Consider the following 22,804-nt stretch of genomic DNA (forward strand, 5'->3'; position numbering starts at 1 on the left):
ATTATGATGCAACCCGGTTAAAATGGCGGCTCTGTCGGCGGTGATGTCGAGCGTAAAAAGCCGCAGAAGGTCGCGGAATTTCCTCTCCGAAATTCTCCCCCGAAACAGATACCGGTTTTTCTGAGCCATATGAGCACCTTAGCATAGGTTCTCCGATGCTCAGCTGTGGTAGACCCTTTTGGCAAGATAAAGAACAGGGGCCGGTTCGAGCCAGCGACGGTCGGGGTCCGGTTCTCGTCGAAACGGCAGGCCGGATGTGCGGGCCGGATATGCGGGCGCCGCACCGAACCCTGCGTGTCGTGTTGCGGGGTGGAGGCCGGATCGCGCGCGCCCCTTTCCACGCCCGGCCCCACGGGCTACAAGCGGCCCATGACCGATACCATCCTTGCCACGCTTTCCGCCGCACCCACCCGCCGCTGGGTGTCGACCGGGCTCATCTTTGCCCTTGCCGTCGTCTTCCTGACCCTGGCCGCCACGTCACAGGTGGCCGGGCCGGTGCAGCGGGTTCTGTTGGCGGTGCTGGGGCTTGCCAGCCTCTGGGTGGCCACCCTGTCCCTGCGCGGCCAGGGGCGCAGCCTGGTGCTGACCGAGACCGTGCTGATGGACAGCGACGGCGCGATCCTGGCCCATGTGGACGAGTTGAAATCCGTGGATCGCAGCGCCTTCGCCTTCAAGCCCTCGAACGGGTTCATGCTGCGGCTGACACATTCGCAGCCGCGCGCCTGGGTGCCGGGGCTCTACTGGCGTATCGGTGATCGGCTGGCGATCGGCGGGGCCACCAACCCGGCCGAGACGCGCAACATGGCCGACCAGATCGGGGTGCTGCTGGCGCAGCGCGAAAGAACCTGACCAGCCGCCCCTGCGCCTGCCCAGGCGCGTGAATACGCTAGCTGTTGGCGCAGCTGCCCAAACCTTCCCAGCACAGTTGCGGCGCAAAACGCGGTCGGGTCATGACGATGTCGAACAGGTCGCGCTCTTCGATCCCGGTCAGGTAAACCGAAAACGGCGGCTGGTAGCCCGCCATGGTTTCGACCATGATCACCCGCTCGCCTTCCGCGATCATCGGGACGACATCGTTATAGGTCTCTTGCACATCGCCGTCGGAATGGGTTGCCAGCCCATCGGTCGCCCTGGACCAGTCCTTGACCAGCGTGCGGTTGGCCTGGCTGTCGCATTGTTCGGTGCAGCGCACCACCGTCACGCGCACCCAGGCCGGGTCGCCCCCCTGGGTGAGGTAGGTATAGACGTCCTCGATCCCCAGAAGGTAGTTCATGTCGATCGGCATGACTTCGCGGCTCAGAAGGTCCGAGATCGCGTAATTCGCTTTCAGCGCCAGGGTTCTCGCGCGGTAGACGTCAAAAAAGGTAAAGGTCGCCAGGAAGGCCCAGAGCAGGAGCGGCAGGATCAAGACCGCCTCGACGGACAGGCTGCCCTCCTCGCCACGCCAGAAGGAACCTGCGGTTTTACGCATGGGGGTCAGTACCGTGGTCAGCATCATTCCCTCCTATGGCTCGTTCACGAAAGTCGAGGCCGCCGCGATCACCACGCCGCCACTGGCGTCCTGAGGTAGCTTCATGACCAGCTTGGAGGCGCCGAAGAACGGGTCCAGCACCGCGCAGGCCCGGACCAGCATGATCTCGTTTTCGGCACCCAGGTTGAATTCGATCACCGGCTCGATCTCCTCGGTCCGGTCGACGCAGGTGGCGGCCCCGCTGGGCAGCGACCAGTTGTTGCGCGAAATAGGTGTCAGCTCGATGATCACCGCATTGGGGCAATCGTTCAGGATCAGCGTATCCTCGCAGACCCGGCGTTTCAGCTCGTCATGCGTGGCCGGCTCCAGCGTGCCCAGTCGCAGGGCGCGCACGTTCAGATCCAGCGCCCGCTCCAGCATGACCGTGCGGGTCATTTGGACGCCGACCTCGACCGCCGTGAAGAACAGCCACATGATGGCCGGGAACAACAGCACGAATTCGATCGTCGCGGTGCCGCTTTCCTCGCGCAGGAAGCGGCGGGCGTGGCGTTTTATGCGGTGCGGTATACCCATCTCAGTTCACCAGGCGCAGTTTCGAGATTTCACGGGCAATGGCTGCGAAGGCGTCGGTCAGATCGGTCCCGGCCACGTCGAAATGGTGGGCCGGCGAACTGGCGCAGCTGGACATCACCCCGTTCGACCGGTCGGAGGTCTCGAACCCGACGGTAAAGATGGTAATGCCCGCGTCCTTGGCCGCCGTGCAGATGTCGTTCAGCCTCTCGTCCTTAGTCGAGGTGCCGTAGTTGCTGCCCGCATCCAGCCAGCTGAACTCGTCATAGCGGTCCCAGGTCCAGTGTTCCTGCCACAGTTCCTGGAAGCTCAGCGGCACGGCATCGCCCGGATCGGCACCGGCGTTAACCACGACGGTTTCGTACCAGCAGCGCCGCCACCAGCGACGACCGGTACACCGGCGCACGGTCTCTGTCGTCGTGCCGCCTTCATTCAACCCGTAGGCATTGTCCAGCCACTCGCCGGTATCGGTGCGGTAATAGTTGTCGGTCGAGGCCCGGTAGACCGAATAGACGTCTTCCTGTTCGTTGTACCAAACCTCACTGTCGCCTTCGCGTTTGTCCGGGTGCAGGTAGTGCTGTCGCGTGTTCTCACCGTCCGTCATCAGCACGACGACTTTCGATATGCCCCTCTCGTCATACCTGAAGGGGCGGTCGGCAAAGACGTTGCTCACCTCGCCGTCGGCGATCAGCCCGGTCAGGGTGCTGCGCAGCGAGGGGTCAAGCAGAAGCGTGCCCCATTTCATGCCGATGTCGATCGAGGTGTTGCCCGAGGCACCCAGTTGGTCGATCCGGTCGCGCAGATCCGCATGCGCGGCGACGAAGGGCATGATCTCGCGCCAGGAATTGGTCTTGCAGGTCCAGCTGCCTGGCGTGGAATTGGCATTGCGCCAGGGATCGAAATGCCCGGTCCGCTGTAGAATCAGGTTGGGGTCGGTCAGGTCAAGGCCGGTATCCCCGAAGTCAGCCTCTTGCCAGTTGATACAGCTGGAAGAAGTGTGTTCGGCCGTCACCTCCACATTGTCCGGCATCCGGGCCAGCAGGGCCTCGCCCGCCAGGACCTGCTCCGAATAGGGGATGAGGCTTATCGACACCTTGCCGAATTCGACCGTGCACCCGGTGGTCGCGGTCCCGTCGGAGGGATCGCATTGCAGGATGTTGACGAATTGCTTGGCCGCGCGGCGCAGCTCGTAGATCTTCGAATTGCCCGAGGCCGAGCTCCAGCCCATCGAGCCCGACACGTCCAGCACCAGGCTGATTTCGGTCTGCGAGGCGCTTTCCTCGGCCGCACCGTAACCCGGCGCGGTCAGTTCTTCGATGCCCAGGAAGTTCAGGAAGGTGCTGCTGACGACCATATCCACATCGGCCGTGACCCGCCGGTAGGTTGTGTGGTCCTCGACGGTGATGTCGCCTTCGGTGATCAGCCCGCCCAGGCCGGCCTTTTCGAAATAGTCGATCACGACCTGTTTCGGCGGCAAGGGCTGCGACATCGAGGCGGCGGCCAGCACGGCACGATCAAGCGTCGCCTGCAGGCGCGCACGATGGGTCTCGTAGCGCATCAGGTCCACGGCCAGCCCGCCGATCATCAGCATCAGGACGAAGATGAACAGACCAAAGATGATGAACGAGCCATCTTCCTCACGGCAGAACCGCGCCGCCAGGCCATTGCGCCCAGCGCCGGAATCGCTGCCCTGCCCCCCGGCACCGCAGCCGGTAAAATTCCTCAAGCGGTATCGTGTCATCTCTGACCTTTCCCTGCGCTTGGGCACAGTTCAAAAAACGCAGCCACCCACACCCACAACGCTGTAAAAAATGCCCGAACAAAATGGCAGAAATAGGGCGGCCGGCGGTGGGAACCGGGCGATTGCATGGTGTTTGCGCGGCAATTCGGCCCTCACGATCGCATTGTCCACAATCGCGTGACAACCGTCCGGACTTCGCCTCACCATCGATGTTGAAAAATATGTCCGGACCGGAACTTTCTGGGTGTTCTGTTAACCAAACCCACCTAGGCTCAAGACAGGATGTCGCAGCTGCGACTCACTTTCGGGTTCAATCAGGAGGGGACCATGGCCGTTGTTCGGGAACCCAGTTTTCGCCAATCCGTGGATCTGATGTTCAATCGCGCCGTGGGGCTGATGGACCTGCCGCCGGGGCTGGAGGAAAAGATCCGGGTCTGCAATGCGACCTATACGGTCCGCTTCGGGGTGCGCCTGCGCGGCGAGATCCAGACCTTTACCGGCTATCGCTCGGTGCATTCGGAACACATGGAACCGGTCAAGGGCGGGATCCGCTACGCGATCAGCGTGAACCAGGACGAGGTCGAGGCGCTGGCGGCGCTGATGACCTACAAATGCGCCCTGGTGGAAACCCCCTTCGGCGGCTCCAAGGGGGGCCTGTGCATCGACCCGCGCGAATATGAGGAACATGAGCTTGAACTGATCACCCGCCGCTTCGCCTATGAGCTGGCCAAGCGCGACCTGATCAACCCGTCCCAGAACGTGCCCGCGCCCGACATGGGCCCGGGGGAACGCGAAATGGCTTGGATCGCCGACCAGTTCGCCCGCATGAATACCACAGATATCAACGCCAAGGCCTGCGTGACCGGCAAGCCGCTGAACGCGGGGGGCATCTCGGGCCGGGTCGAGGCAACCGGGCGCGGCGTCCAATATGCCCTGCGCGAATTCTTCCGCAACCCGGAGGACGTGAAGGCGGCGCGCATGGAGGGCACGCTCGACGGCAAGCGCATCGTCGTGCAGGGCCTGGGCAACGTGGGCTTTCACGCGGCCAAGTTCCTGGCCGCCGAGGATGGCGCCCGGATCGTCGGGATCATCGAACGCGACGGCGCGCTGGTGGACGACCGCGGCCTGGACGTCGAGGCAGTGCACCGCTGGATCGTCAACCACGGCGGCGTGGCCGGCTATGCCGATGCCACCTATGTCGAGGACGGCGCCACGGTGCTGGAGCTTGACTGCGACGTGCTGATCCCCGCCGCGCTGGAGGGCGTGATCAACCTGACCAATGCCGAACGCATCAAGGCGCCGCTGATCATCGAGGCGGCGAACGGCCCGGTCACTGCCGGCGCGGACGAGATCCTGCGCGAAAAGGGCACGGTGATCATTCCCGACATGTATGCCAACGCTGGCGGTGTGACGGTGTCCTATTTCGAATGGGTCAAGAACCTCAGCCATATCCGCTTTGGCCGCATGCAGCGCCGCCAGGAAGAGGCCCGCCACCAACTCGTGGTGGACGAACTGGAGCGCCTGTCCGAAGACATGGGCAAGATCTGGTCGCTGTCTCCGAATTTCAAGGACAGGTACCTGCGCGGCGCAGGGGAGCTGGAGCTGGTGCGGTCGGGACTCGATGACACGATGCGCATTGCCTACCAGTCGATGCGCGAGGTCTGGCACGGGCGCGACGATGTCACCGACCTGCGCGTGGCGGCCTATATCGTGGCGATCGACCGGGTGGCGAAGAGCTACCGTGCCAAGGGGCTTTGACCCCTCGTTCCGCGCAAGATATCTGAACGGTTTCCGGTGGCGCGGCGGCACCGACCCGGCCCGTGCCGGTGGATGCAAAATGAGCCGCCAGGTTTCCCCGGCGGCCCGGCAAGCCCGGTCGCAGCGCCCACTTACCGCGCTGCGGCGGGAAGGTCGGGACCGGAAGGTCGTTCCGACCGCCCGAAGGCGACCTGCACGAATACCGGCGTCACTCCTCCGGTCTTCCGGTTCGGCCCGATAAAATATATTTCCATTTATATATTCAGCTATATATACATAATTGCCTTGCCCCCCGCCCCTGTCAACGCGCGTCTTGTCGCGGGGAGCGGTGGGGCTGGACCTGGGCGGACAGGTCTGCTCAAGTCCGGTCAGCAGACCCGCCACAGGACCGACCATGCCCGACCCCCGCCCGTCCAACCTCCCCGACACCATGTTTGCCATCGTGACCACCGGCAATGGCGGCTATGACCGGCTGGAACCGCGGCGGGTGCCTCTGCCCCGGCCCGGCCCCGGCGAAGTGCTCTTGCGTGTGCTCGCCGCCGGGGTGAACAACACCGAGATCAACACCCGCCTCGGCTGGTATTCGGCCAGCGTGACCGACAGCACGGACGCCACCCAGGACGCCCAAACAAAAGCGGGCGAGCAGAAATCCGACGGCGGCTGGGCGGGGGCCACACCCTTCCCGCTGATCCAGGGCACGGATTGCTGCGGCCTGATTGTTGCCGTGGGCGAGGGGGTGAAAACGGACCGCATCGGAGAACGGGTCATTGTCCGTGCCTGCATGCGGGTAAACGGCTTCGACAACCTGGACTGTCTCTGGATGGCCTCGGATTTCGACGGCGCCTTCGCCCAATATGTCAAGGTTCCGGCCGGTGAGGTTTTTCCGGTCGATACCCCGTGGACCGACGCCGAACTCGCCACCATCCCCTGCGCCTATGGCACCGCCGAGACCATGCTGACCCGCGCCCGCGTCGGCCCGGGCGACCGGGTGCTTGTCACCGGCGCCTCGGGCGGGGTGGGATCGGCCACGGTGCAGCTGGCGAAATGTCGCGGCGCCGAGGTGGTGGCGGTGGCCGGGGCGTCGAAGCTCGACGCGCTGCGCGATCTGGGCGCGGACCGGCTGGTGTCGCGCGACGCGGACCTGCTGGCGGAGCTGGGGGATAACGCGGTGGACGTGGTGGTGGACAATGTCGCCGGACCGGGGTTTCCGGTGCTGTTGAAGCTGATGAAACGCGGTGGGCGCTATGCCAGTTCCGGGGCCATTGCCGGGCCGATCGTGGCGCTGGACATGCGCGACATGTATCTCAAGGACATTACCCTTTACGGCTCCACCGCCTGGGACGAGCCGGTTTTTCCCCGGCTGGTATCCCTGATCGAGGCCGGGAAACTCACCCCGCTGGTCGCCGCGACCTACCCTCTGGAGCGGATCGCCGCGGCACAGGAAGCCTTTCTGAAAAAGCGCCACGTGGGCAATTTCGTGCTGATTCCGCCCGAGGAATGATCAATGAATTCAACATAATTTCAAATACCTGCAAAGCAAAGCTCATCCATCACATGAGCGCCATCAACCGTGCCTTTTCACCCATATCCTCCGGTCGTGAGATCGCCTCGGCCAGAGCGGTCAGAGAGGCGATGTTATGCCCGGCGCGAAAACTGTCCACATGGGGCAGCATGGCGCGGATCCCCGCGGCCCTGGGCGCGAACCCGTCCCAGCGCAACAGCGGGTTCAGCCAGATCAGGCGCCGGGCGGACAGGTGCAGCCGCTCCATCTCGCGCCCCAGCTGATCGGCGTCGTCGCGATCCAACCCGTCGGTGATGATCAGCACCACCGCCCCCTGCCCCAGCACCCGGCGCGACCAGTCGCGATTGAAGTCGTGCAGGCAGGCACCGATCCGCGTGCCGCCCTCCCAATCCTGCGCCTCGGCCCCGGCGGCGGCCAATGCCGCATCCACGTCGCGGGTGGCGAGGTGGCGGGTGATGTTCGTCAGCCGTGTGCCGAAGGTGAACCCGTGCACCCGGGCCCAGCCCTGCCCCTGCCGGTTCGCCACCGCGTGCAGGAAATGCAGCACCGCCCGGCTGTAGGCGGACATGGAGCCCGAAATATCGCAAATCACCACCAGGTTGGGCCAGCGAATGCGGTTCTTGCGTGTCGCGATCCCGGCCAGATCGCCACCGGTCCGCAACGAGGCCCGCAACGTGCGCCGCCAATCCGGTTTTGCCCCACGCGGATGGGCCATGGTACGCCGAGACATCAGCGGTTTCACCGGCAGGCGCAGCCGGGCGAGCAGCCGCTTTGCCTCGGCCATTTCCTCGGCCGACATCTGTTCGAAATCCAGCTTGCGCAGCCGTTCCTCGCGCGACATGGTCAGGGTGGCGTCGACCTCGATCTCGGTCCCCTCGCCCTCGGGCAGGTCTGGCGCATCGCGGTCGAGCCCGTCCAGCAGCGCCTCTGCCGCGCGTTTCTCGCCGGGCTTGGGCGTTCGATCCTCCTGCACGCCCCTGACTGCGGGCAGCATCATCGCCATCATGTGTTCGACATAGCGCGGATCGCGCCAGAACAGGCGGAACACCTGGGCAAAGACGCGCCGCTGTTCCGGCCGGGTCACGAAAACCGCGTGCAGCGCCCAGTAGAAATCGCGCTTGTCGGTAAAGCCCACGGCAGCCACGGCCCGCACCGCCTTGATCACCTTGCCCGGCCCGACCGGCAGGCCGGCGGCACGCAGGGCGCGGGCAAAATGGGTGATATTCGCCGCCAACCGGGGATCGTCCGGCAGGTCCAGGGGCGGCAGCTCAGCCATGAGAACCTGCCCGGAATTTTCGAAAATTCCGGCCCGTTTTCTTCGAAGAAAACGGAGACCGCCTCACGCCCCCACCTCCGCGCGCACCTCGTCCAGCAGCCGCTTGGCCTCCGAGCCTTGAAGGCGCTGAATATCATCCTGATACTTCAGGATCGCGCCCAGCGTATCGGCAATCACTTCGGGGGAAAGCTCGATCACATCCAGTGCCAACAGGCATTTCGCCCAGTCGATCGTCTCGGCCACGCCCGGGCGTTTGAACAGATCCTCGGTGCGTAATTTCTGAACGAAGGCAATGACTTCGCGCGAGAGCTTCTCGTTGGCTTCCGGCGCACGGGCAGCCAGGATCTCCATCTCGCGGGCGAAATCCGGGTAATCGACCCAGTGATAGAGGCAGCGCCGTTTCAGCGCGTCATGCACCTCGCGGGTGCGGTTCGACGTGAGGATGACAATCGGCGGCTCCGGCGCACGGATCGTGCCCAGTTCCGGGATCGTGACCTGGAAATCCGACAGCGCCTCCAGCAGGAAGGCTTCGAAGGGTTCATCGGTGCGGTCCAGCTCGTCGATCAGCAGCACCGGCGCGCCGCCGGGCTGAGGGCTCATCGCCTCAAGCAGCGGGCGCCGGATCAGGTAACGGTCGGAAAACAGATCCTCGACCAGACCCTCGCGATCCGCACCCTCGGCGGCGCGAATGGCCACCATTTGGGCGGCAAAGTTCCATTCATGCACGGCGCTGGCCGCATCAAGCCCTTCGTAACATTGCAGCCGGATCAGCCGCCGCCCCAACCCCGCCGCCAGCGCCTTGGCAATCTCGGTCTTTCCGACACCGGCCTCGCCCTCCAGGAACAGGGGCCGCCCCAGCGTGAGCGCCAGGAACACCACCGTGCCCAGCGCCCGCCCGCAGACGTAATCCTGTTCGGCCAGCAGCTTCTGCACACCGTCGATCGTGTCGGGGATCCCCGTCATCCGTTCCTCCGCAAGTTGAGGTCAGTGGGGCACGGGCGGGCCCGCCGGTCAAGCCCCTTGCCCCTCCCCTTGCCATTCGGGGTTTCGGAGGTCATGTTAGCGGTATGCAACCGTACACCAAAGCGCGCGCGATTACCTTCGCCGCCGCCTGCCTGGGCACCGGGGTCTTCCTGCTTCTGAACCTGCCCCTGCCCTTTCTGATGGGCCCGCTGGCCGCCTGTCTCATCTTTGCGGTGGCCGGCGCGCCGCTGGAGGGCATGGGGGTGGTCGGCATCGCCATGCGCACCATCCTGGGCATAGCCATCGGCGCCTCGATCACGCCCGCGACGCTTTCCGCCCTGCCCGGGTTCGCCCCCACCCTGGTGCTGGTGCCGCTTTTCGTGGGCGCAATCGGGCTGGTCGGGTTTCCCTTCTTTCACAAGCTTTTGGGTTTTGACCGGGCGACCTCGTTTTACGCCGCCATGCCGGGCGGGTTGCAGGACATGCTGGTCTTTGGCGAGGAAGCGGGCGGCGACGTGCGCGCGATGAGCCTGATCCACGCCACCCGCGTCCTGGCCATCGTCGCCACCGCGCCCTTCGTCATCGCCTGGATCTGGGAGGTGGACCTGACCGCCGCGCCGGGCCAGCCGGCCAGCGCCGTGGGCTGGGGGCAGATCGTGATCATGGCGGCCAGCGGGCTTGCAGGCTGGAAGATCGCCGAGCGCGTCGGCCTGTTCGGCGCGTCGATCCTCGGCCCGATGATCCTGACCGCCGTGCTGTCCCTTTCCGGCGTGATCCACAGCCGCCCCCCGGCCGAGATGATCTGGGCCGCGCAATTCTTCATCGGGCTGGCGGTTGGGTCGAAGTACACTGGCATCGCCCCGCGCGAAATCCGTGTGGATATCGGGGCCGGGCTGGGCTACGCCGTGCTGTTGACCGTGATTTCCCTGGGCTTTCTATGGGTTGCCGCGCAGCTCAGCGATGCCGACACGCTGGACATGGCCCTGTCCTTCCTGCCCGGCGGCCAGGGCGAGATGGTCGTGGTTGCGATCATTGCCGGTGCCGACCTGAGCTTCGTCGTTACCCACCACCTGATGCGCCTGTTTTCGGTGATCCTTTTGGCACCCATAATCGGTGCACGGCTGACCAGGGATTGACTTGCCCTCCCGTTTGGCGCTGAGTGTCACGCCGAAAGGAACACACCATGCCGCTCGACCTCTGGCTTGCCTTCGTGGCCGCCTGCATCGCCATCCTGATCCTCCCGGGGCCGACCATCCTGCTGGTCCTGTCCTATGCGCTGACCCAGGGCAAACGGGTGGCCGTGGGCATGGCTCTGGGCGTGGCCCTGGGCGACCTTGTCGCGATGAGCGCATCCCTGCTGGGGCTTGGCGCGCTGGTCCTGGCCTCCGCCACGCTGTTTACCGTGTTGAAATGGGTGGGCGCGGTGTATCTGGTCTATCTCGGAGCAAAACTCCTGCGGTCGCCGCCCGTGTCGATGGACATGGCCGCGCCGAAGGAAAAACCGGTGGGAGAGATCTTTACCCATGCCGCCGCCGTGACCGCGCTGAACCCGAAAAGCATTGCCTTCTTCATCGCCTTCGTCCCGCAGTTCATCCGGCCCGAGGCGGCGCTTGCCCCGCAGTTCGTGGTGCTGATCGCGACCTTCGTGACCCTGGCCGCGCTGAATGCGCTGGCCTATGCGCTGCTGGCCGACCGTCTGCGCGCCCGCATCCGCCGCCCGGGCGTGTTGAAATGGATGACCCGCGCGGGTGGCGGGGCGCTGATTTCCATGGGTGCCCTGACCGCCACCATGGCGCGCAGCTGACCCCGGCCCGGTCGAGTCCCTCCGGCAACACCATATCCTTCGGAAGTCAGTGAAAGTTGACGTGATTCCCGCCGTGTGAGACACGTATTGGAAACAAAGCAGCAGTAGTCTCGGAACAAACCGGACAGAGGCGGGATATGACGAGTTCAACGAATTTGACGGGCGTCGCCCGGGGCATGCCGTGACCATGCGCATCACGGCCGTTACCTGCGTCAAGAACGAAGGCCCATTTCTGATCGAATGGATCGCCTTCAACCGCATTCTTGGCGTCACGGATTTTCTTTTCTATTCAAACGACTGCACCGACGCGACCGACCGGATGCTGGACGCGCTGGCGGCGCGCGGGATCGTGCGGCACCTGCCCAACCCCGCCCGGGGCCGCAACTACCAGATGGAGGCGTTGAAACACGCCAGGACACAGGACGTCGTGCTGAATTCCGACTGGGTCTGGATCGCCGATGTGGACGAGTTCCTGAACATCCATGTGGGTGAGGGCACAATTCCGGAACTCATTGATGCCTGCGGCGATCCGCATGCGATTTCGGTCACGTTCCAGTTCTTCGCCAATGCCGATGTGGACAGCTACGAAGACCGTCCGGTGATCGAGCAATTCACCCGCTCGCACGATCCGGACATCTGGTGCAACGAGACCGCGCAAGAGGTCAAGACTCTGTTCCGGCACGATTTTCCGGTAAAATACTACGGCGCGCACCGGCCTTTCATGAAGAAAGACCTGCCCAAGGACCGCCGCCCGGTCTGGAAGGATGGCGCCGGGCGCGACGTGCCGTGGAAATTCCGCGTGGCCGCCAACAAGCGCCGCATCCGCAAGTTTCCCGCCAAGGGCGCGCGCGAACTGGCGACACTGAACCACTACGCCCTGCGCTCGTTGGACAGCTACCTGGTCAAGAACGACCGCGGCGATGTGAACCGCGAGAACCGGGATTTCGATGACAGCTATTGGCGCGAGCGCAATGACGACGCCTACGAGGATACATCGATCCTGCGATACCTGCCGCGCCTGAAGGCCGAAATGGCGCGCCTCATGAAGGATCCCGAGATCGCCGCCCTGCACGAAGAAGCCGTCGCCGCCCACCGCGCCGCGCTCACCCGGCTGATGGCGGACCCCGATTATGTCGCCCTGCGCCAGCGGCTGAAATCCGCGCCGAAAATCAGCCCCGCCGAGATTGCCCTGCTGGAGCTGATCGGCGAGGAGGTGCCAGCGTGAGCCGCCCGCGTGTCATCAACCTGGGTTTCCCGAAATCGGGCACCACGACCCTGGCCCGCGCCCTGCGCGAAGCGGGGCTCTCCGTAGCCGATTTCCGCCTGCGACAGGGCGCGAGACGCGGCTTTGTCGGCGGGCTGATGTATCGCGGCTATTTCGATCACGGCGACCCCCTGATGCATTTCGAAGGCGTGGATGCGCTGACCGAAATCAGCGTGGTGCGCAACAAGCGCAATTTCTGGCCGCAATGCGATTTCGGGTTGCTCCAGGCCATTCGCAAGAAACACCCGGAAGCGCGGTTCCTGCTCTCCATGCGCGACCCCGCGGCGCAGGCGGACAGCATGATGCGCTGGTCCGACATGGGCACGCGGCGCCTGCGCGTGGCGGCCATTCCCGGCCTGCCGAAGGAATTCGGCAGCTCCGAGGCGCAGTTGGTCCGCTGGATCGAGGGGCATTTCGCCTTCTGTCACAAGATATTCGACGGTTCCGACCGCTTTCTCGCCTATCGGATCGAGGACAGGACGGCGCCTGAACAGATCAGCGAATTCCTGGGGCTGGAGCTGCCCTGGTGGGGGGTGGCAAATGCCAACCCACCCAAACCAGGGGCCAGGGATGACGTGTTGAAGAAAGGGGCCGCCTGATGCGGATCGACCTGCATATCGGTGTGGAACACTGCGGCACGGAACGTCTGCAGGAGGTGCTGGACGACAAGCGCGGTCAGCTGATCGAAAAGGGTGTGCTGTTCGCCCGCAGTCCCGGGCGCAAAAACCACACGCGGCTCTACATGGCGGTGAGCGACCCGGACCGCGTCGACCTGCTGCGCGCCAATCGCGGCTTTGCCGACCCGGTGAAACAGGAGAAACTGCGCCACAACGTGGCCCGCGACCTGGCCGAGGAGGTCGCGAAACACAGGCCCGAGGTGCTGATCCTGTCCGCCGGCCAGCTCTGCACGCTCAGCCAACCTTCGGAACTGGCGCGGCTGCGTGCCCTGCTGCTGCCGCTGTCCGAAGACATCCGCGTGATCGCCCACCTGGACGAACAGGCCCGCGTGCTCACGCGCCACTATGCCAACGCGGTCCTGTCCGGGCGTACAGCCTCGCTGGCGCAGGAACTGGCGCTGGTGAAGGCCGCCAGCTGGCGCGAGGCGGCGCTGGAAGGCTGGGACAAGGACGATCCCGCCCGCCTGGCCCATCCCGATATCCAGGCCGCCCCGTTCTGGCTCGACTATCTGGCCCTGCAGGAGGAATGGGAGGCCGTGTTCGGCGAAGGCGCCGTCAGCTTCCGCGCCTATGACCCTGAGCTTTTTGCCTCCACCGATCTGACCCGGGAAATCCGCGCCTGTTTCGGCATCGACCCCAATATCGGCCGCGCATCCGGGGCGGCCCCGCCTGCCCAGCCTTCGGCGGCCTGGATCACGCGCGGGCGGCAGATGAACGCGGTTCTCGTCAAGCTGCTGGGCACCGGCCGGGTGATCCCGCGCCAGCTCTGGCGACGGTTCATGGGCGAGATCGCCGTGGGGGGGGACACCATCGCCCCGGGGCACCTGTCGGACCTGTCCGGGGCGTTCCAAAGGGACAACGCGACACTGGTCGAAACTCATGATCTGCCGGGCAAAAGTCTGAAACCGGATCGCGCCCTGCCCGCCTGGAAAGAGGCCGATCCGACCCGGGGCTACCGTGCCACGCAATATGTCGCCGCCTTCCTGCCGCGCATCGACATTGTCACCCGCCAGACCCGCCGCGCCCAGCACGACGCGGAACAGGCACGTCCGACACCGACTGCAAAACACGACGAGACCACCGCGCGCAGCGCGTTGACGCCCTCGGCCGAAAAACTCATGACCCCGCGCGCCAGGGAAAATTTCTTCGAACTCAAGGACGGGCGTTTTGCCCCGCACAATCGCATCGGCCGGGTCAACGAAGAGGAAATCGCCGCTGCCTTCCCGGAAATCCCCATGCGCAGCCTGCCCGGGGGCAATTCCGGCAACGTGATCGTCGGCTGCATGAAGAACGAGGCGCCCTATATCCTGGAATGGGTGGCCTATCACCGCGCCATGGGCGTGGACAACTTCCTGATCTACACCAACGACTGTTCCGACGGGACCAGCGAAATCCTGGACCGTTTGCAGGATCTGGGTGTGCTCCAGCACCGAAACAACGACAAATGGAAGGGCAACTCGCCCCAGCAATACGCGCTGAACCAGTCGCTGAAGGAAGACGTGATCCGAAATGCCGAATGGGTGATCCATATCGACGTGGACGAGTTCATCAACGTGCGCTGCGGTCATGGTACGCTTGAGGATTTCTTCGAACGCGTGCCGGATGCCACCAACGTGGCGATGACCTGGCGCCTGTTCGGCCACAATGGCGTAACCGCGTTTCGCGACGAACTGGTGATCGACCAGTTCGACCAGGCGGCACCGAAATACTGCCCCAAGCCCCACACGGTCTGGGGGTTCAAGACGATGATGAAGAACATCGGCGCATATGAGAAGATCTCGTGCCACCGTCCCAACAAGCTCAGGGACGATCACCGCGCCGGGGTGAAATGGGTCAATGGCTCGGGCCAACCGATGACCGAGAACTACAAGGACAAGGGCTGGCGCAGCGACATGCGGACGATCGGCTATGACCTCCTGCAACTCAATCACTATGCCCTGCGCTCCGCCGAAAGTTTCCTGATCAAGCGCCAGCGCGGCCGCGCCCTGCACGTGGATCGCTCGATCGGCATCAACTACTGGGTGCGCATGGATTGGGGCGGCAACCGGGATGTTACCATCAAACGCAATATCCCGCGCACCCGGGCGGAGCTCGACCGGCTCATGGCCGACGACACCCTGCGCGCGCTGCACGAGGCCGGCGTCGCCTGGCACAGGGCCAAGGCCGCCGAACTGCACGGCATGGCGGAGTTCCGGGAGCTCTATGCCCAGGCGCTCGACACGAAACTGACCGAGATGGAGCGCGTGGCCTACGCGCTCGCGCTCGACATGGAGAGTTGATCCCCGGGGCAGGACGCGGGCCGCCAGAGCCACAAACAAGCGCCGCCCTACAGATGAGGAAGTGCAGATGAAAGACCTTCACAGCGAAGGCACGTTCCGGATCGTGCCCCCCGACAACGGCCCGCCCTTCATCAAGTCGCGCGGCATCCGCTTTCCCAATGACCGCCGGGTCATCCCGCCGCGACGCCGCAAGGCGCTGCGTCTGGGCCTGTACGAGGAACGCGAGACCCGGGCGGTCATCGCCACGGTCAAGCCCGACGACGTGGTGGTCGAGCTGGGCGCGGGCATGGGCTACATGTCCACGCTGATGGCCAAGAACCTCAATGTCGCCCAGGTCCATGCCTATGAGGCCAACCCGGACATGGTGCCCTATATCCGGGCGGTCCATGACGAGAACGGCGTCGGCAACGCCCAGGTGCACAACGCGATCCTGGGCCCCACGGTGGGCGAGGTCGATTTCTACGTGCGCGGCAATTTCCTTGCTTCCTCGATGGAGGCGAAGCCACGCGGGCTCAAGGACCAGCCGACCCGCGTCGAAAAGGTCGAAATGCGCGACATCAACGCCGAGTTCGCGCGCCTCACCCCCAGCGTTCTGGTCTGCGACATCGAAGGGGCGGAAGCCGAAGTGCTGCCCGCTGCCGACCTCTCCTGCCTGCGCGCGGCGATCATCGAGCTGCACCCGCAGTGGATCGGTCAATCGGGCGTGCAGGCGGTGTTCGACGCGATGCACAAGGCGGGGCTGACCTATTTTCCCAAACGGTCCGACGCCAAGGTCGTGACCTTCCTGAAAGGCTGGTGATCATGCGTGCCCTCGCGGTTCTCTGTGTCCGCAACGAGGGCGCCTTCCTGCTCGAATGGCTGGCCCATCACAAAGGCGTGGGCTTTACCGAATTCCTGGTCTTTTCGAACGATTGCGACGATGGCACGGACGCGATGCTCGACCGATTGGAAGCGATGGGCGAGCTTGTGCACATCCGCAATGACGGGCCGCACGAGGGCGGCGTGCAATGGGCGGCGATGAAACGGGCCGACAGGCACCCGCTGGTCAGGAACGCCGACTGGCTGATGACCCTGGACATCGACGAGTTCGTCAACATCCACGTGGGCGACCACACGCTTGCGGCATTGATTGCCGCCCTGCCCGAGGCCGAGGCCATCACCCTCACGTGGCGGCTTTTCGGCAATGGCGGCGTCGAACGATTCGTGGATGCCCCTGTCGCCGAACAGTTCACCCGTGCCGCCCCCGAGGTCATGTACTGGCCCTGGCGCGCCTTCATGTTCAAGACGCTCTATCGCCAGACCGGCGCCTATCGCAAACTGGGCGTGCACCGGCCCCGCAGCCCGGTCGATGGCAAGGCGGACAGGGCGCGCTGGTTCGATGGCCACGGTCGCGAACTGGAGCCACGCTTTCGCCGGCAACAGATATTCTCCCCCTTCGGGCGGCCGCATTACGGACTGGCCCAGCTCAACCATTACGCATTGGGGGCAATGGAAAGCTACATCCTGAAGCGAGACCGCGGCCGGGCCGTGCATGGCGCGGACAGCCTTGGGCTGGACTATTGGGCCGAGCGCAACTGGTGTCAGGTCGAGGACAGCTCGATCCGTGCCGCACACCCGCTGACCCACCCGCATCTGCAGCGCCTGCGCGCGGATGACACCCTGTCCCGGCTCCATGCCGGGGCCGTCGCCTGGCGCAGGATTCGTTTTGAGGCCCTGATGCGGCAGGAACCCTTCCGCGCGCTCTACGGCCGATTGCTGATGACCCCGCCCGCGCGGCCCGTGCCGCTGGATCGGGCCAGGGAACTGTTCCGTCTTGCGAACCAGAATCGCGCCAAACCGGCGGATTGATGCCTCATGGGAAACCTGTTCGGATTTCACTAACCATAGATCATGGTTTCGCCCCATTGTGCCCGCAGTACAGCCCCCTTTAAACTGGCATTACACCCTTGGGGACCAGCGAGGGTCAGCTAAGTATGGAGCAATCAGATGCAGGACGATGTGCTGGACGCCACAGCCAACGAAACCGCACCGGTAAAAACCACCCTCGACATGGCCGATCTGAGCCTGGACGGCTGGTTGAAACGGATCGAGGATCTGGGCGAGGATCGCGGCTACTTCGAACCACTGGGCAGCCGGCATTCCGCCATTCTGACCGATGAGGGCGCCACCCTGATCGTGACTTTCGAAACGGCCCGGACCATTCGCGAAGGCTCCGACAGCCAGGAACCGATGGGTTGGGAACTGGTCGAGGACAATGGCTGGTCCAACCTCTGCCTGATCGCCCATGAGGACAGCTGGTTCCGCGACCCCGCCGTCTATGGTTATTTCGACCGTCTGGTAGATGACGGGTTTTTCGAAGATTTCGACCACGTGGTCTTTTACGGCGCCGACATGTGCGCCTATGCGGCCGCGGCCTTTTCGGTCGTCGCACCGGGGGCCACGGTCATTGCGGTGCAGCCGCAGGCCACCCTTGACCCCACCGTGGCCGGTTGGGACCGCCGTTTTCCCACCATGCGCCGGGTCAGTTTTACCGACCGCTACGGCTATGCGCCCGACATGCTGGAGGGGGCCGGGCAGGTCTTCGTGATCCACGATCCCGAAGAAACGCTGGACGCGATGCATGCCTCGCTCTTTACCCGCGCCAACGTGACCCATCTGACCTGCCCGCGTCTGGGAGAAGACCTGGAAGCCAAGCTCTGGCGCATGGAGGTGTTGCCGGATCTGCTGGACGCCGCCGGGCGCGATGTGCTGACCGCCATCGACTTCCACCGCGCCTATCGCCAGGGGCGGCGTGGCAACATGCCCTATCTGCGCACCCTGCTGGACCGATTGCAGAAACAGGGGCGCCACCGGATGGTACAGATGCTGTGCAACTCCGTGTTGCGCCGCATGAACGCTCCGCGTTTCCGCCGCGCCCGCGACAGCGCCACCGAGGCGCTGAAAAAGTCCCGCGAGATCGAGCCCCTGACGCTCTGACAGGCGTCGCCCGGTGGATTAACCGCCGTTTAACCCCCCTGCCCCTAGTCTCGTGGTGGACGCCGTCGCGATGACACCACAGCAAACCCAGGGGGGCACATGCGCAATATTCACCCGGCCGAAGAACTGGCCCAGATCCGTGCCGAAATCCGGCAGTTGCAGGCGCGCGAAGCCGAGCTGCGCGCGGGGTTTCTTTCCGGCGACAGCCCCTGCGATGGGCCGACGCACCGCGTCTGCGTCGAGCAGCAGCGCGCCCGCGTCTTCGACAAGACCCGCCTGCCCGAGGCGATCTTGCAAAACCCGCGTTTCTACCGCGACCAGGTCTCGGCGCAGGTGGTGCTGGAACTGGCGACCGACGAACCCGCCCTGCCCGGCTTCGCCCCTGCCTGGGAAGACGCCGGGGACCTTGTGGACCTCTGTCACTGACGGAAACGGGACTTCTCGGAAAGGTTGGGGCAAAGGTCTGCAGAAAACTTTTGCGCGCTCCTTGCGCGGTTCCCTCTGGCTCTGGCGGCCCGGCTGCGCTATCCCTCAGCCGCCATGACACAGACCCTGACGATCCGCCGCCCCGACGACTGGCACCTGCACCTGCGCGATGGCGCCGTGCTGGAAGCCGTCCTGCCCGAAACCGCGCGCCATTTCGCCCGCGCAATCATCATGCCGAACCTGGTGCCCCCGGTGGTCACGGGCGCCCAGGCCGCCGCCTATCGCGACCGCATTCTGGCCGCCCTGCCCGAAGGCATGGCGTTCGAGCCCTTGATGACGCTCTACCTGACCGAGGACACCGACCCGGCCGACGTGGCCGCCGCCCATGCCTCGGGCCTTGTGAAGGCGCTGAAACTCTACCCGGCGGGGGCCACGACCAACTCCGCCTCCGGCGTGACCGATTTCGACAAGGTCCGCCCGGTGCTGGAAAAGATGGCCGAGATCGGCCTGCCGCTCTGCGTGCATGGCGAGGTCACGGACCACGATATCGACATCTTCGACCGCGAGGCCGTGTTCATCGACCGCGTGCTCGACCCGATCCGCCGCGCAACCCCGGGCCTGCGCGTGGTGATGGAGCACATCACCACCTCCGACGGCGTCGACTACGTGAAATCCAATAATGCGGACCTTGGCGCGACCATCACAACGCATCACCTGATCATCAACCGCAACCATATCCTGGTCGGCGGGATCAAACCGCATTACTACTGCCTGCCGGTCGCCAAGCGCGAAAGCCACCGTCTGGCCCTGCGCGCGGCCGCCACCTCGGGCGACGCCCGTTTCTTCCTGGGCACGGACAGCGCGCCCCACACCGATCCGAACAAGGAAAGCGCCTGTGGCTGCGCAGGCTGCTTTACCGCGACCAACACCATGTCCTGCCTGGCCGAGGTGTTCGAGGAAGAAGGCGCACTGGACAGGCTCGAAGGCTTTGCCGCGCTGAACGGACCGGCTTTCTACCGCCTGCCCGCGAATGAGGCGACGATCACGCTGACCAGGGGTGATGCCGTGACCTACCCGGACAAGATCGAAACCGGCGACGGCCCCGTGACCGTCTTCGACCCCGGCTTCCCGCTGCATTGGAGTGTTTCCGCATGATCCCCACCAGTTTCCCCCCGAAGGACGAAATCGCCCGCCTGACCGCCCGCATGCTGCTGGAAATCGAGGCGGTGAACTTCAACACGGACGCGCCCTTCACCCTAGCGTCCGGCCTGCCCAGCCCCTCCTATATCGACTGCCGCAAGCTGATCAGCTTCCCGCGCATCCGCTCGACGCTGATGGATTTCTTGGCGGTCACGATCATGCGCGAAGCCGGTTTCGAGGCTTTCGACAATATCGCCGGGGGTGAAACCGCGGGCATTCCCTTCGCCGCGCTGGTGGCCGAACGCCTGGCCCTGCCGATGACCTATGTCAGGAAGAAGCCCAAGGGCTACGGCAAGAACGCCCGGATCGAAGGCGCGATGGATGACAGCCAGCGCGTGCTGCTGGTCGAGGATCTGACCACCGATGGCGGCTCGAAACTGTCTTTCGTCGATGCGATTCGCGACACCGGCGCCTCCTGCGGCGCCACCGCGGTGATCTTCTATTACGACATTTTCCCCGAGACCGAGAAAACCCTTGGCGATCATGGGGTTCAGCTGATCCACCTGTGCACCTGGTGGGACGTGCTTGCCGAGGCCAAGGCGCAGGGCGCTTTCCCGGACCGGACCCTGGCCGAGGTCGAACGCTTCCTGAAAGCGCCGCGAGCGTGGCAGGAAGAGCGCATGAAGGGCTGACCTATCTGCCTTTGAACCACATCATCTGGGGTATCCTTTGCGGGATGCCCCGTGATGTGGTATGTCCATGTTATCCACAGGGCATCCACAAAAACATACAGATTGCCCCGCGCGCAGGCCTTGGTCTAAACCTCTGGCCTCAAGGGGACAGAGGCAGAGATGAACGAGATCAGCGCGATTCCGCAGGGCAGCACCACGCCGGAAAACGAAGAGGGCACCCTGCCCCACCACACCGAAGCCGAACAGCAGCTCCTGGGCGCGATCCTGACCAACAATGACGTCTACGATCGCGTCGCGCAGATCATCAAGCCTGAGCATTTCTACGAGCCCGTACACGCCCGCATCTTCGAAATTGCCGCCCAGCGCATCTCGAAGAATGCGCTGGCCAGCCCGGTGACGCTGAAGGCCTTCATGGAGGATGACGAGGGGCTCAGGGAACTGGGCGGCCCGGCCTACCTGGCCCGTCTGGCCGGGGCTGCGATCAGCTCTTTCGCCGCGCGCGACTATGCGCAGATGATCTATGAGATGGCGGTGCGTCGCGAGCTGATCCAGCTGGGCGGCGACATCCAGGCCCGCGCCGCCAAGATGGAGGCCAATTCCGAGCCCACCGAACAGATCGTCGCCGCCGAACAGGCGCTCTACAAGCTGGCCGAACAGGGCCAGGCGACCAGCGGGTTCACCTCGTTCCTGTCGGCCGTGACCGAGGCCGTGCAATCGGCCAACGCGGCCTACATGCGCGACGGCGGGCTTGCCGGGGTCTCCACCGGCCTCATCGACCTCGACAAGAAGCTCGGGGGGCTGCACAAGTCCGACCTCATCATCCTCGCCGGGCGTCCGTCGATGGGGAAGACCTCGCTTGCCACCAACATCGCGTTCAACATCGCCAAGGCCTACAAGAAGGGCGCCCTGCCCGACGGGTCCGAAGGCTCGGTCGAAGGCGGGGTGGTCGGCTTCTACTCGCTTGAAATGTCGGCCGAACAGCTGGCCGCGCGGATCCTGTCCGAGGCCTCCGAAGTGCCATCGGAACAGATCCGTCGCGGCGACATGACCGAGGTCGAATTCCGCCGCTTCGTCGATGCCGCCAAGTCGCTGGAAAGCTGCCCTCTGTACATCGACGACACTGCCGCCATTCCGATTGCGCAGCTGGCCGCCCGCGCCCGGCGCCTGAAGCGCGAAAAGGGGCTGGATGTGCTGATGGTCGACTATCTGCAACTGGTGCGCGGCACGGCGGAAAACCGGGTGCAGGAGATTGGCGAGATCTCGATGGGGCTGAAAGCCATCGCCAAGGAGCTGAACATCCCGGTCATCGCGCTGTCGCAGCTGTCGCGTACCGTCGAAAGCCGCGACGACAAACGCCCGCAGCTTTCGGACCTGCGCGAATCCGGCTCGATCGAACAGGACGCCGACGTGGTCATGTTCGTCTACCGCGAGGAATACTACGCCGAGCGGGAAAAACCCTCCGAGGACAACCTCGAAGCCATGGCGGCCTGGCAGGAACGCATGGACCGTCTGCATGGCAAGGCGGAAGTCGTGATTGGCAAACAGCGCCACGGCCCGATCGGCAATGTGGAATTGTCCTTCGAGGGCCGCTTCACCCGTTTCGGCAACCTGGTGCAAGCCTGGCAACAGGGCGGCGGCGACGGGTTCTGATCCCCCGCACCGCAACGGGCGCGGGCCTCGGTCCGGTTCAGCTATCGACCAGCTCGTAATGGCTGATCCGCCGGCTTTCGACCAGTTCGGCCTCCGCCGGGTCGATATGCGGGCTGTCGTAATCCTCGCCGACGAAGGCTTTCAGCGCGTCCAGATCCTCCCAGACCATGACAAAGCTGAATTCGCGCGGGCTTTCGGCCCGGGGGGCTCCCGGCAACACCGTGACGATCCCCTTCGTGCCCTTCATCAAGGGAATGGCGGTCTGGTGAAAGAATTCGGCAAAGGCGGCCTCTTTTCCCTCCCGGGTTGTCACCTGGAAAATGCGCATGATCATGGGCTCCCCTCCCGTTCTGAACCTGACCGACTGGGGCGCCGCCAACCGGGGACGCCGCCCGCCGATCCCTGCCCGATCCCTGCCCGATCCCTGCCCGATCCTACCACGAGGGGTTATCGCCGCCCAAACACCGGCCGCCAGTCACGCCTACTCCAACCGCCCGTCCGTCACATTGCCGAAATCATCGAAGAAGCGCAGCACATCGCCCTCGCGCGCCATGTCGTAGCAGTCCCACCGGTCCGAAGGCGGCCACTGGCTGCA

General features: G+C 64.6%; 21 protein-coding genes and 1 pseudogene. 15 read left to right on the forward strand and 7 right to left on the reverse strand.

What is annotated here, in order from left to right:
* Positions 1-129, reverse strand: a pseudogene (locus Q1V43_RS08275) (IS1595 family transposase); the annotation flags it as partial.
* Between the two features lie 240 nt (positions 130-369).
* Here Q1V43_RS08275 and Q1V43_RS08280 point away from each other — a divergent pair.
* Complete coding sequence (locus tag Q1V43_RS08280) at positions 370-849, forward strand: hypothetical protein (RefSeq protein WP_300516402.1); 480 nt, start codon at positions 370-372, stop codon at positions 847-849.
* Positions 850-886: 37 nt separating this feature from the next.
* Here the strand turns inward: Q1V43_RS08280 and Q1V43_RS08285 are convergent, their stop codons facing one another.
* Genes Q1V43_RS08285 through Q1V43_RS08295 form a run of 3 tightly spaced genes read right to left on the reverse strand, consistent with a single transcriptional unit; the run spans position 887 to position 3,782 of the window.
* Positions 887-1,495: a hypothetical protein gene (locus Q1V43_RS08285; RefSeq protein ID WP_300516406.1), complete on the reverse strand. Its 609-nt coding sequence runs from the start codon at positions 1,493-1,495 to the stop codon at positions 887-889.
* 9 nt (positions 1,496-1,504) lie between these two features.
* Positions 1,505-2,044 (reverse strand): TadE/TadG family type IV pilus assembly protein, encoded by a 540-nt coding sequence (locus Q1V43_RS08290; protein WP_300516409.1) that lies wholly within the window; start codon positions 2,042-2,044, stop codon positions 1,505-1,507.
* Position 2,045: 1 nt separating this feature from the next.
* Positions 2,046-3,782, reverse strand: a complete 1,737-nt coding sequence (locus Q1V43_RS08295) for a TadE/TadG family type IV pilus assembly protein (protein ID WP_300516412.1) — start codon at positions 3,780-3,782, stop codon at positions 2,046-2,048.
* Positions 3,783-4,109: 327 nt separating this feature from the next.
* Between Q1V43_RS08295 and Q1V43_RS08300 the strand changes: the two genes are divergently transcribed.
* Positions 4,110-5,540 (forward strand): Glu/Leu/Phe/Val dehydrogenase, encoded by a 1,431-nt coding sequence (locus tag Q1V43_RS08300; protein ID WP_300516415.1) that lies wholly within the window; start codon positions 4,110-4,112, stop codon positions 5,538-5,540.
* Between the two features lie 394 nt (positions 5,541-5,934).
* Positions 5,935-7,041 carry an alcohol dehydrogenase family protein gene (locus Q1V43_RS08305; protein WP_300516418.1) on the forward strand — a complete coding sequence of 369 codons (1,107 nt, stop codon included), beginning with the start codon at positions 5,935-5,937 and terminating at the stop codon, positions 7,039-7,041.
* A 49-nt stretch (positions 7,042-7,090) separates the two neighbouring features.
* On the opposite strand, the gene Q1V43_RS08310 is transcribed toward Q1V43_RS08305, so the two are convergent.
* Together Q1V43_RS08310 and Q1V43_RS08315 are read right to left on the reverse strand one after the other, a co-directional pair.
* The gene (locus Q1V43_RS08310; RefSeq protein WP_300516421.1) at positions 7,091-8,338 is read right to left on the reverse strand and encodes a VWA domain-containing protein; all 1,248 of its coding nucleotides are present in this window, start codon (positions 8,336-8,338) and stop codon (positions 7,091-7,093) included.
* Positions 8,339-8,401: 63 nt separating this feature from the next.
* The gene (locus Q1V43_RS08315; RefSeq protein WP_300516424.1) at positions 8,402-9,301 is read right to left on the reverse strand and encodes a MoxR family ATPase; all 900 of its coding nucleotides are present in this window, start codon (positions 9,299-9,301) and stop codon (positions 8,402-8,404) included.
* A 104-nt stretch (positions 9,302-9,405) separates the two neighbouring features.
* Here Q1V43_RS08315 and Q1V43_RS08320 point away from each other — a divergent pair, with 104 nt between their 5' ends.
* From Q1V43_RS08320 to Q1V43_RS08375, 12 genes are all read left to right on the forward strand, one after another.
* On the forward strand, positions 9,406-10,437 hold the full coding sequence (locus Q1V43_RS08320) for an AbrB family transcriptional regulator (protein ID WP_300516427.1): 1,032 nt from the start codon (positions 9,406-9,408) through the stop codon (positions 10,435-10,437).
* A 47-nt stretch (positions 10,438-10,484) separates the two neighbouring features.
* Positions 10,485-11,105: a LysE family translocator gene (locus Q1V43_RS08325; RefSeq protein ID WP_300516429.1), complete on the forward strand. Its 621-nt coding sequence runs from the start codon at positions 10,485-10,487 to the stop codon at positions 11,103-11,105.
* Positions 11,106-11,292: 187 nt separating this feature from the next.
* On the forward strand, positions 11,293-12,330 hold the full coding sequence (locus tag Q1V43_RS08330; RefSeq protein ID WP_300516457.1) for a glycosyltransferase family 2 protein: 1,038 nt from the start codon (positions 11,293-11,295) through the stop codon (positions 12,328-12,330).
* Positions 12,327-12,968, forward strand: a complete 642-nt coding sequence (locus Q1V43_RS08335) for a sulfotransferase (protein WP_300516431.1) — start codon at positions 12,327-12,329, stop codon at positions 12,966-12,968. Before Q1V43_RS08330 ends, Q1V43_RS08335 begins: the two co-directional genes overlap by 4 nt.
* On the forward strand, positions 12,968-15,325 hold the full coding sequence (locus Q1V43_RS08340) for a glycosyltransferase family 2 protein (protein WP_300516434.1): 2,358 nt from the start codon (positions 12,968-12,970) through the stop codon (positions 15,323-15,325). The genes Q1V43_RS08335 and Q1V43_RS08340 overlap by 1 nt, the downstream gene beginning before the upstream one ends.
* Before the next feature lie 67 nt (positions 15,326-15,392).
* Positions 15,393-16,124, forward strand: coding sequence for an FkbM family methyltransferase (locus Q1V43_RS08345; RefSeq protein ID WP_300516436.1), 732 nt, complete (start codon positions 15,393-15,395; stop codon positions 16,122-16,124).
* Between the two features lie 2 nt (positions 16,125-16,126).
* Entirely contained in the window at positions 16,127-17,173 is a 1,047-nt protein-coding gene (locus Q1V43_RS08350; RefSeq protein WP_300516439.1) for a glycosyltransferase family 2 protein, read from the forward strand.
* Positions 17,174-17,311: 138 nt separating this feature from the next.
* Positions 17,312-18,301, forward strand: a complete 990-nt coding sequence (locus Q1V43_RS08355) for a phosphoadenosine phosphosulfate reductase (RefSeq protein WP_300516442.1) — start codon at positions 17,312-17,314, stop codon at positions 18,299-18,301.
* A 99-nt stretch (positions 18,302-18,400) separates the two neighbouring features.
* Positions 18,401-18,727 carry a hypothetical protein gene (locus Q1V43_RS08360; RefSeq protein ID WP_300516445.1) on the forward strand — a complete coding sequence of 109 codons (327 nt, stop codon included), beginning with the start codon at positions 18,401-18,403 and terminating at the stop codon, positions 18,725-18,727.
* A 114-nt stretch (positions 18,728-18,841) separates the two neighbouring features.
* The gene (gene pyrC / locus Q1V43_RS08365; protein ID WP_300516447.1) at positions 18,842-19,882 is read left to right on the forward strand and encodes a dihydroorotase; all 1,041 of its coding nucleotides are present in this window, start codon (positions 18,842-18,844) and stop codon (positions 19,880-19,882) included.
* Entirely contained in the window at positions 19,879-20,559 is a 681-nt protein-coding gene (locus Q1V43_RS08370; RefSeq protein ID WP_300516449.1) for an orotate phosphoribosyltransferase, read from the forward strand. The genes pyrC and Q1V43_RS08370 overlap by 4 nt, the downstream gene beginning before the upstream one ends.
* A 159-nt stretch (positions 20,560-20,718) precedes the next feature.
* The gene (locus Q1V43_RS08375; protein WP_300516452.1) at positions 20,719-22,209 is read left to right on the forward strand and encodes a replicative DNA helicase; all 1,491 of its coding nucleotides are present in this window, start codon (positions 20,719-20,721) and stop codon (positions 22,207-22,209) included.
* A gap of 37 nt (positions 22,210-22,246) precedes the next feature.
* Here the strand turns inward: Q1V43_RS08375 and Q1V43_RS08380 are convergent, their stop codons facing one another.
* Complete coding sequence (locus Q1V43_RS08380; protein WP_300516455.1) at positions 22,247-22,543, reverse strand: antibiotic biosynthesis monooxygenase; 297 nt, start codon at positions 22,541-22,543, stop codon at positions 22,247-22,249.
* Between the last annotated feature and the right edge of the window lie 261 nt (positions 22,544-22,804).

This window comes from Aliiroseovarius sp. (assembly GCF_030148435.1).
In the GTDB taxonomy this organism is placed as follows: domain Bacteria; phylum Pseudomonadota; class Alphaproteobacteria; order Rhodobacterales; family Rhodobacteraceae; genus JASBTN01.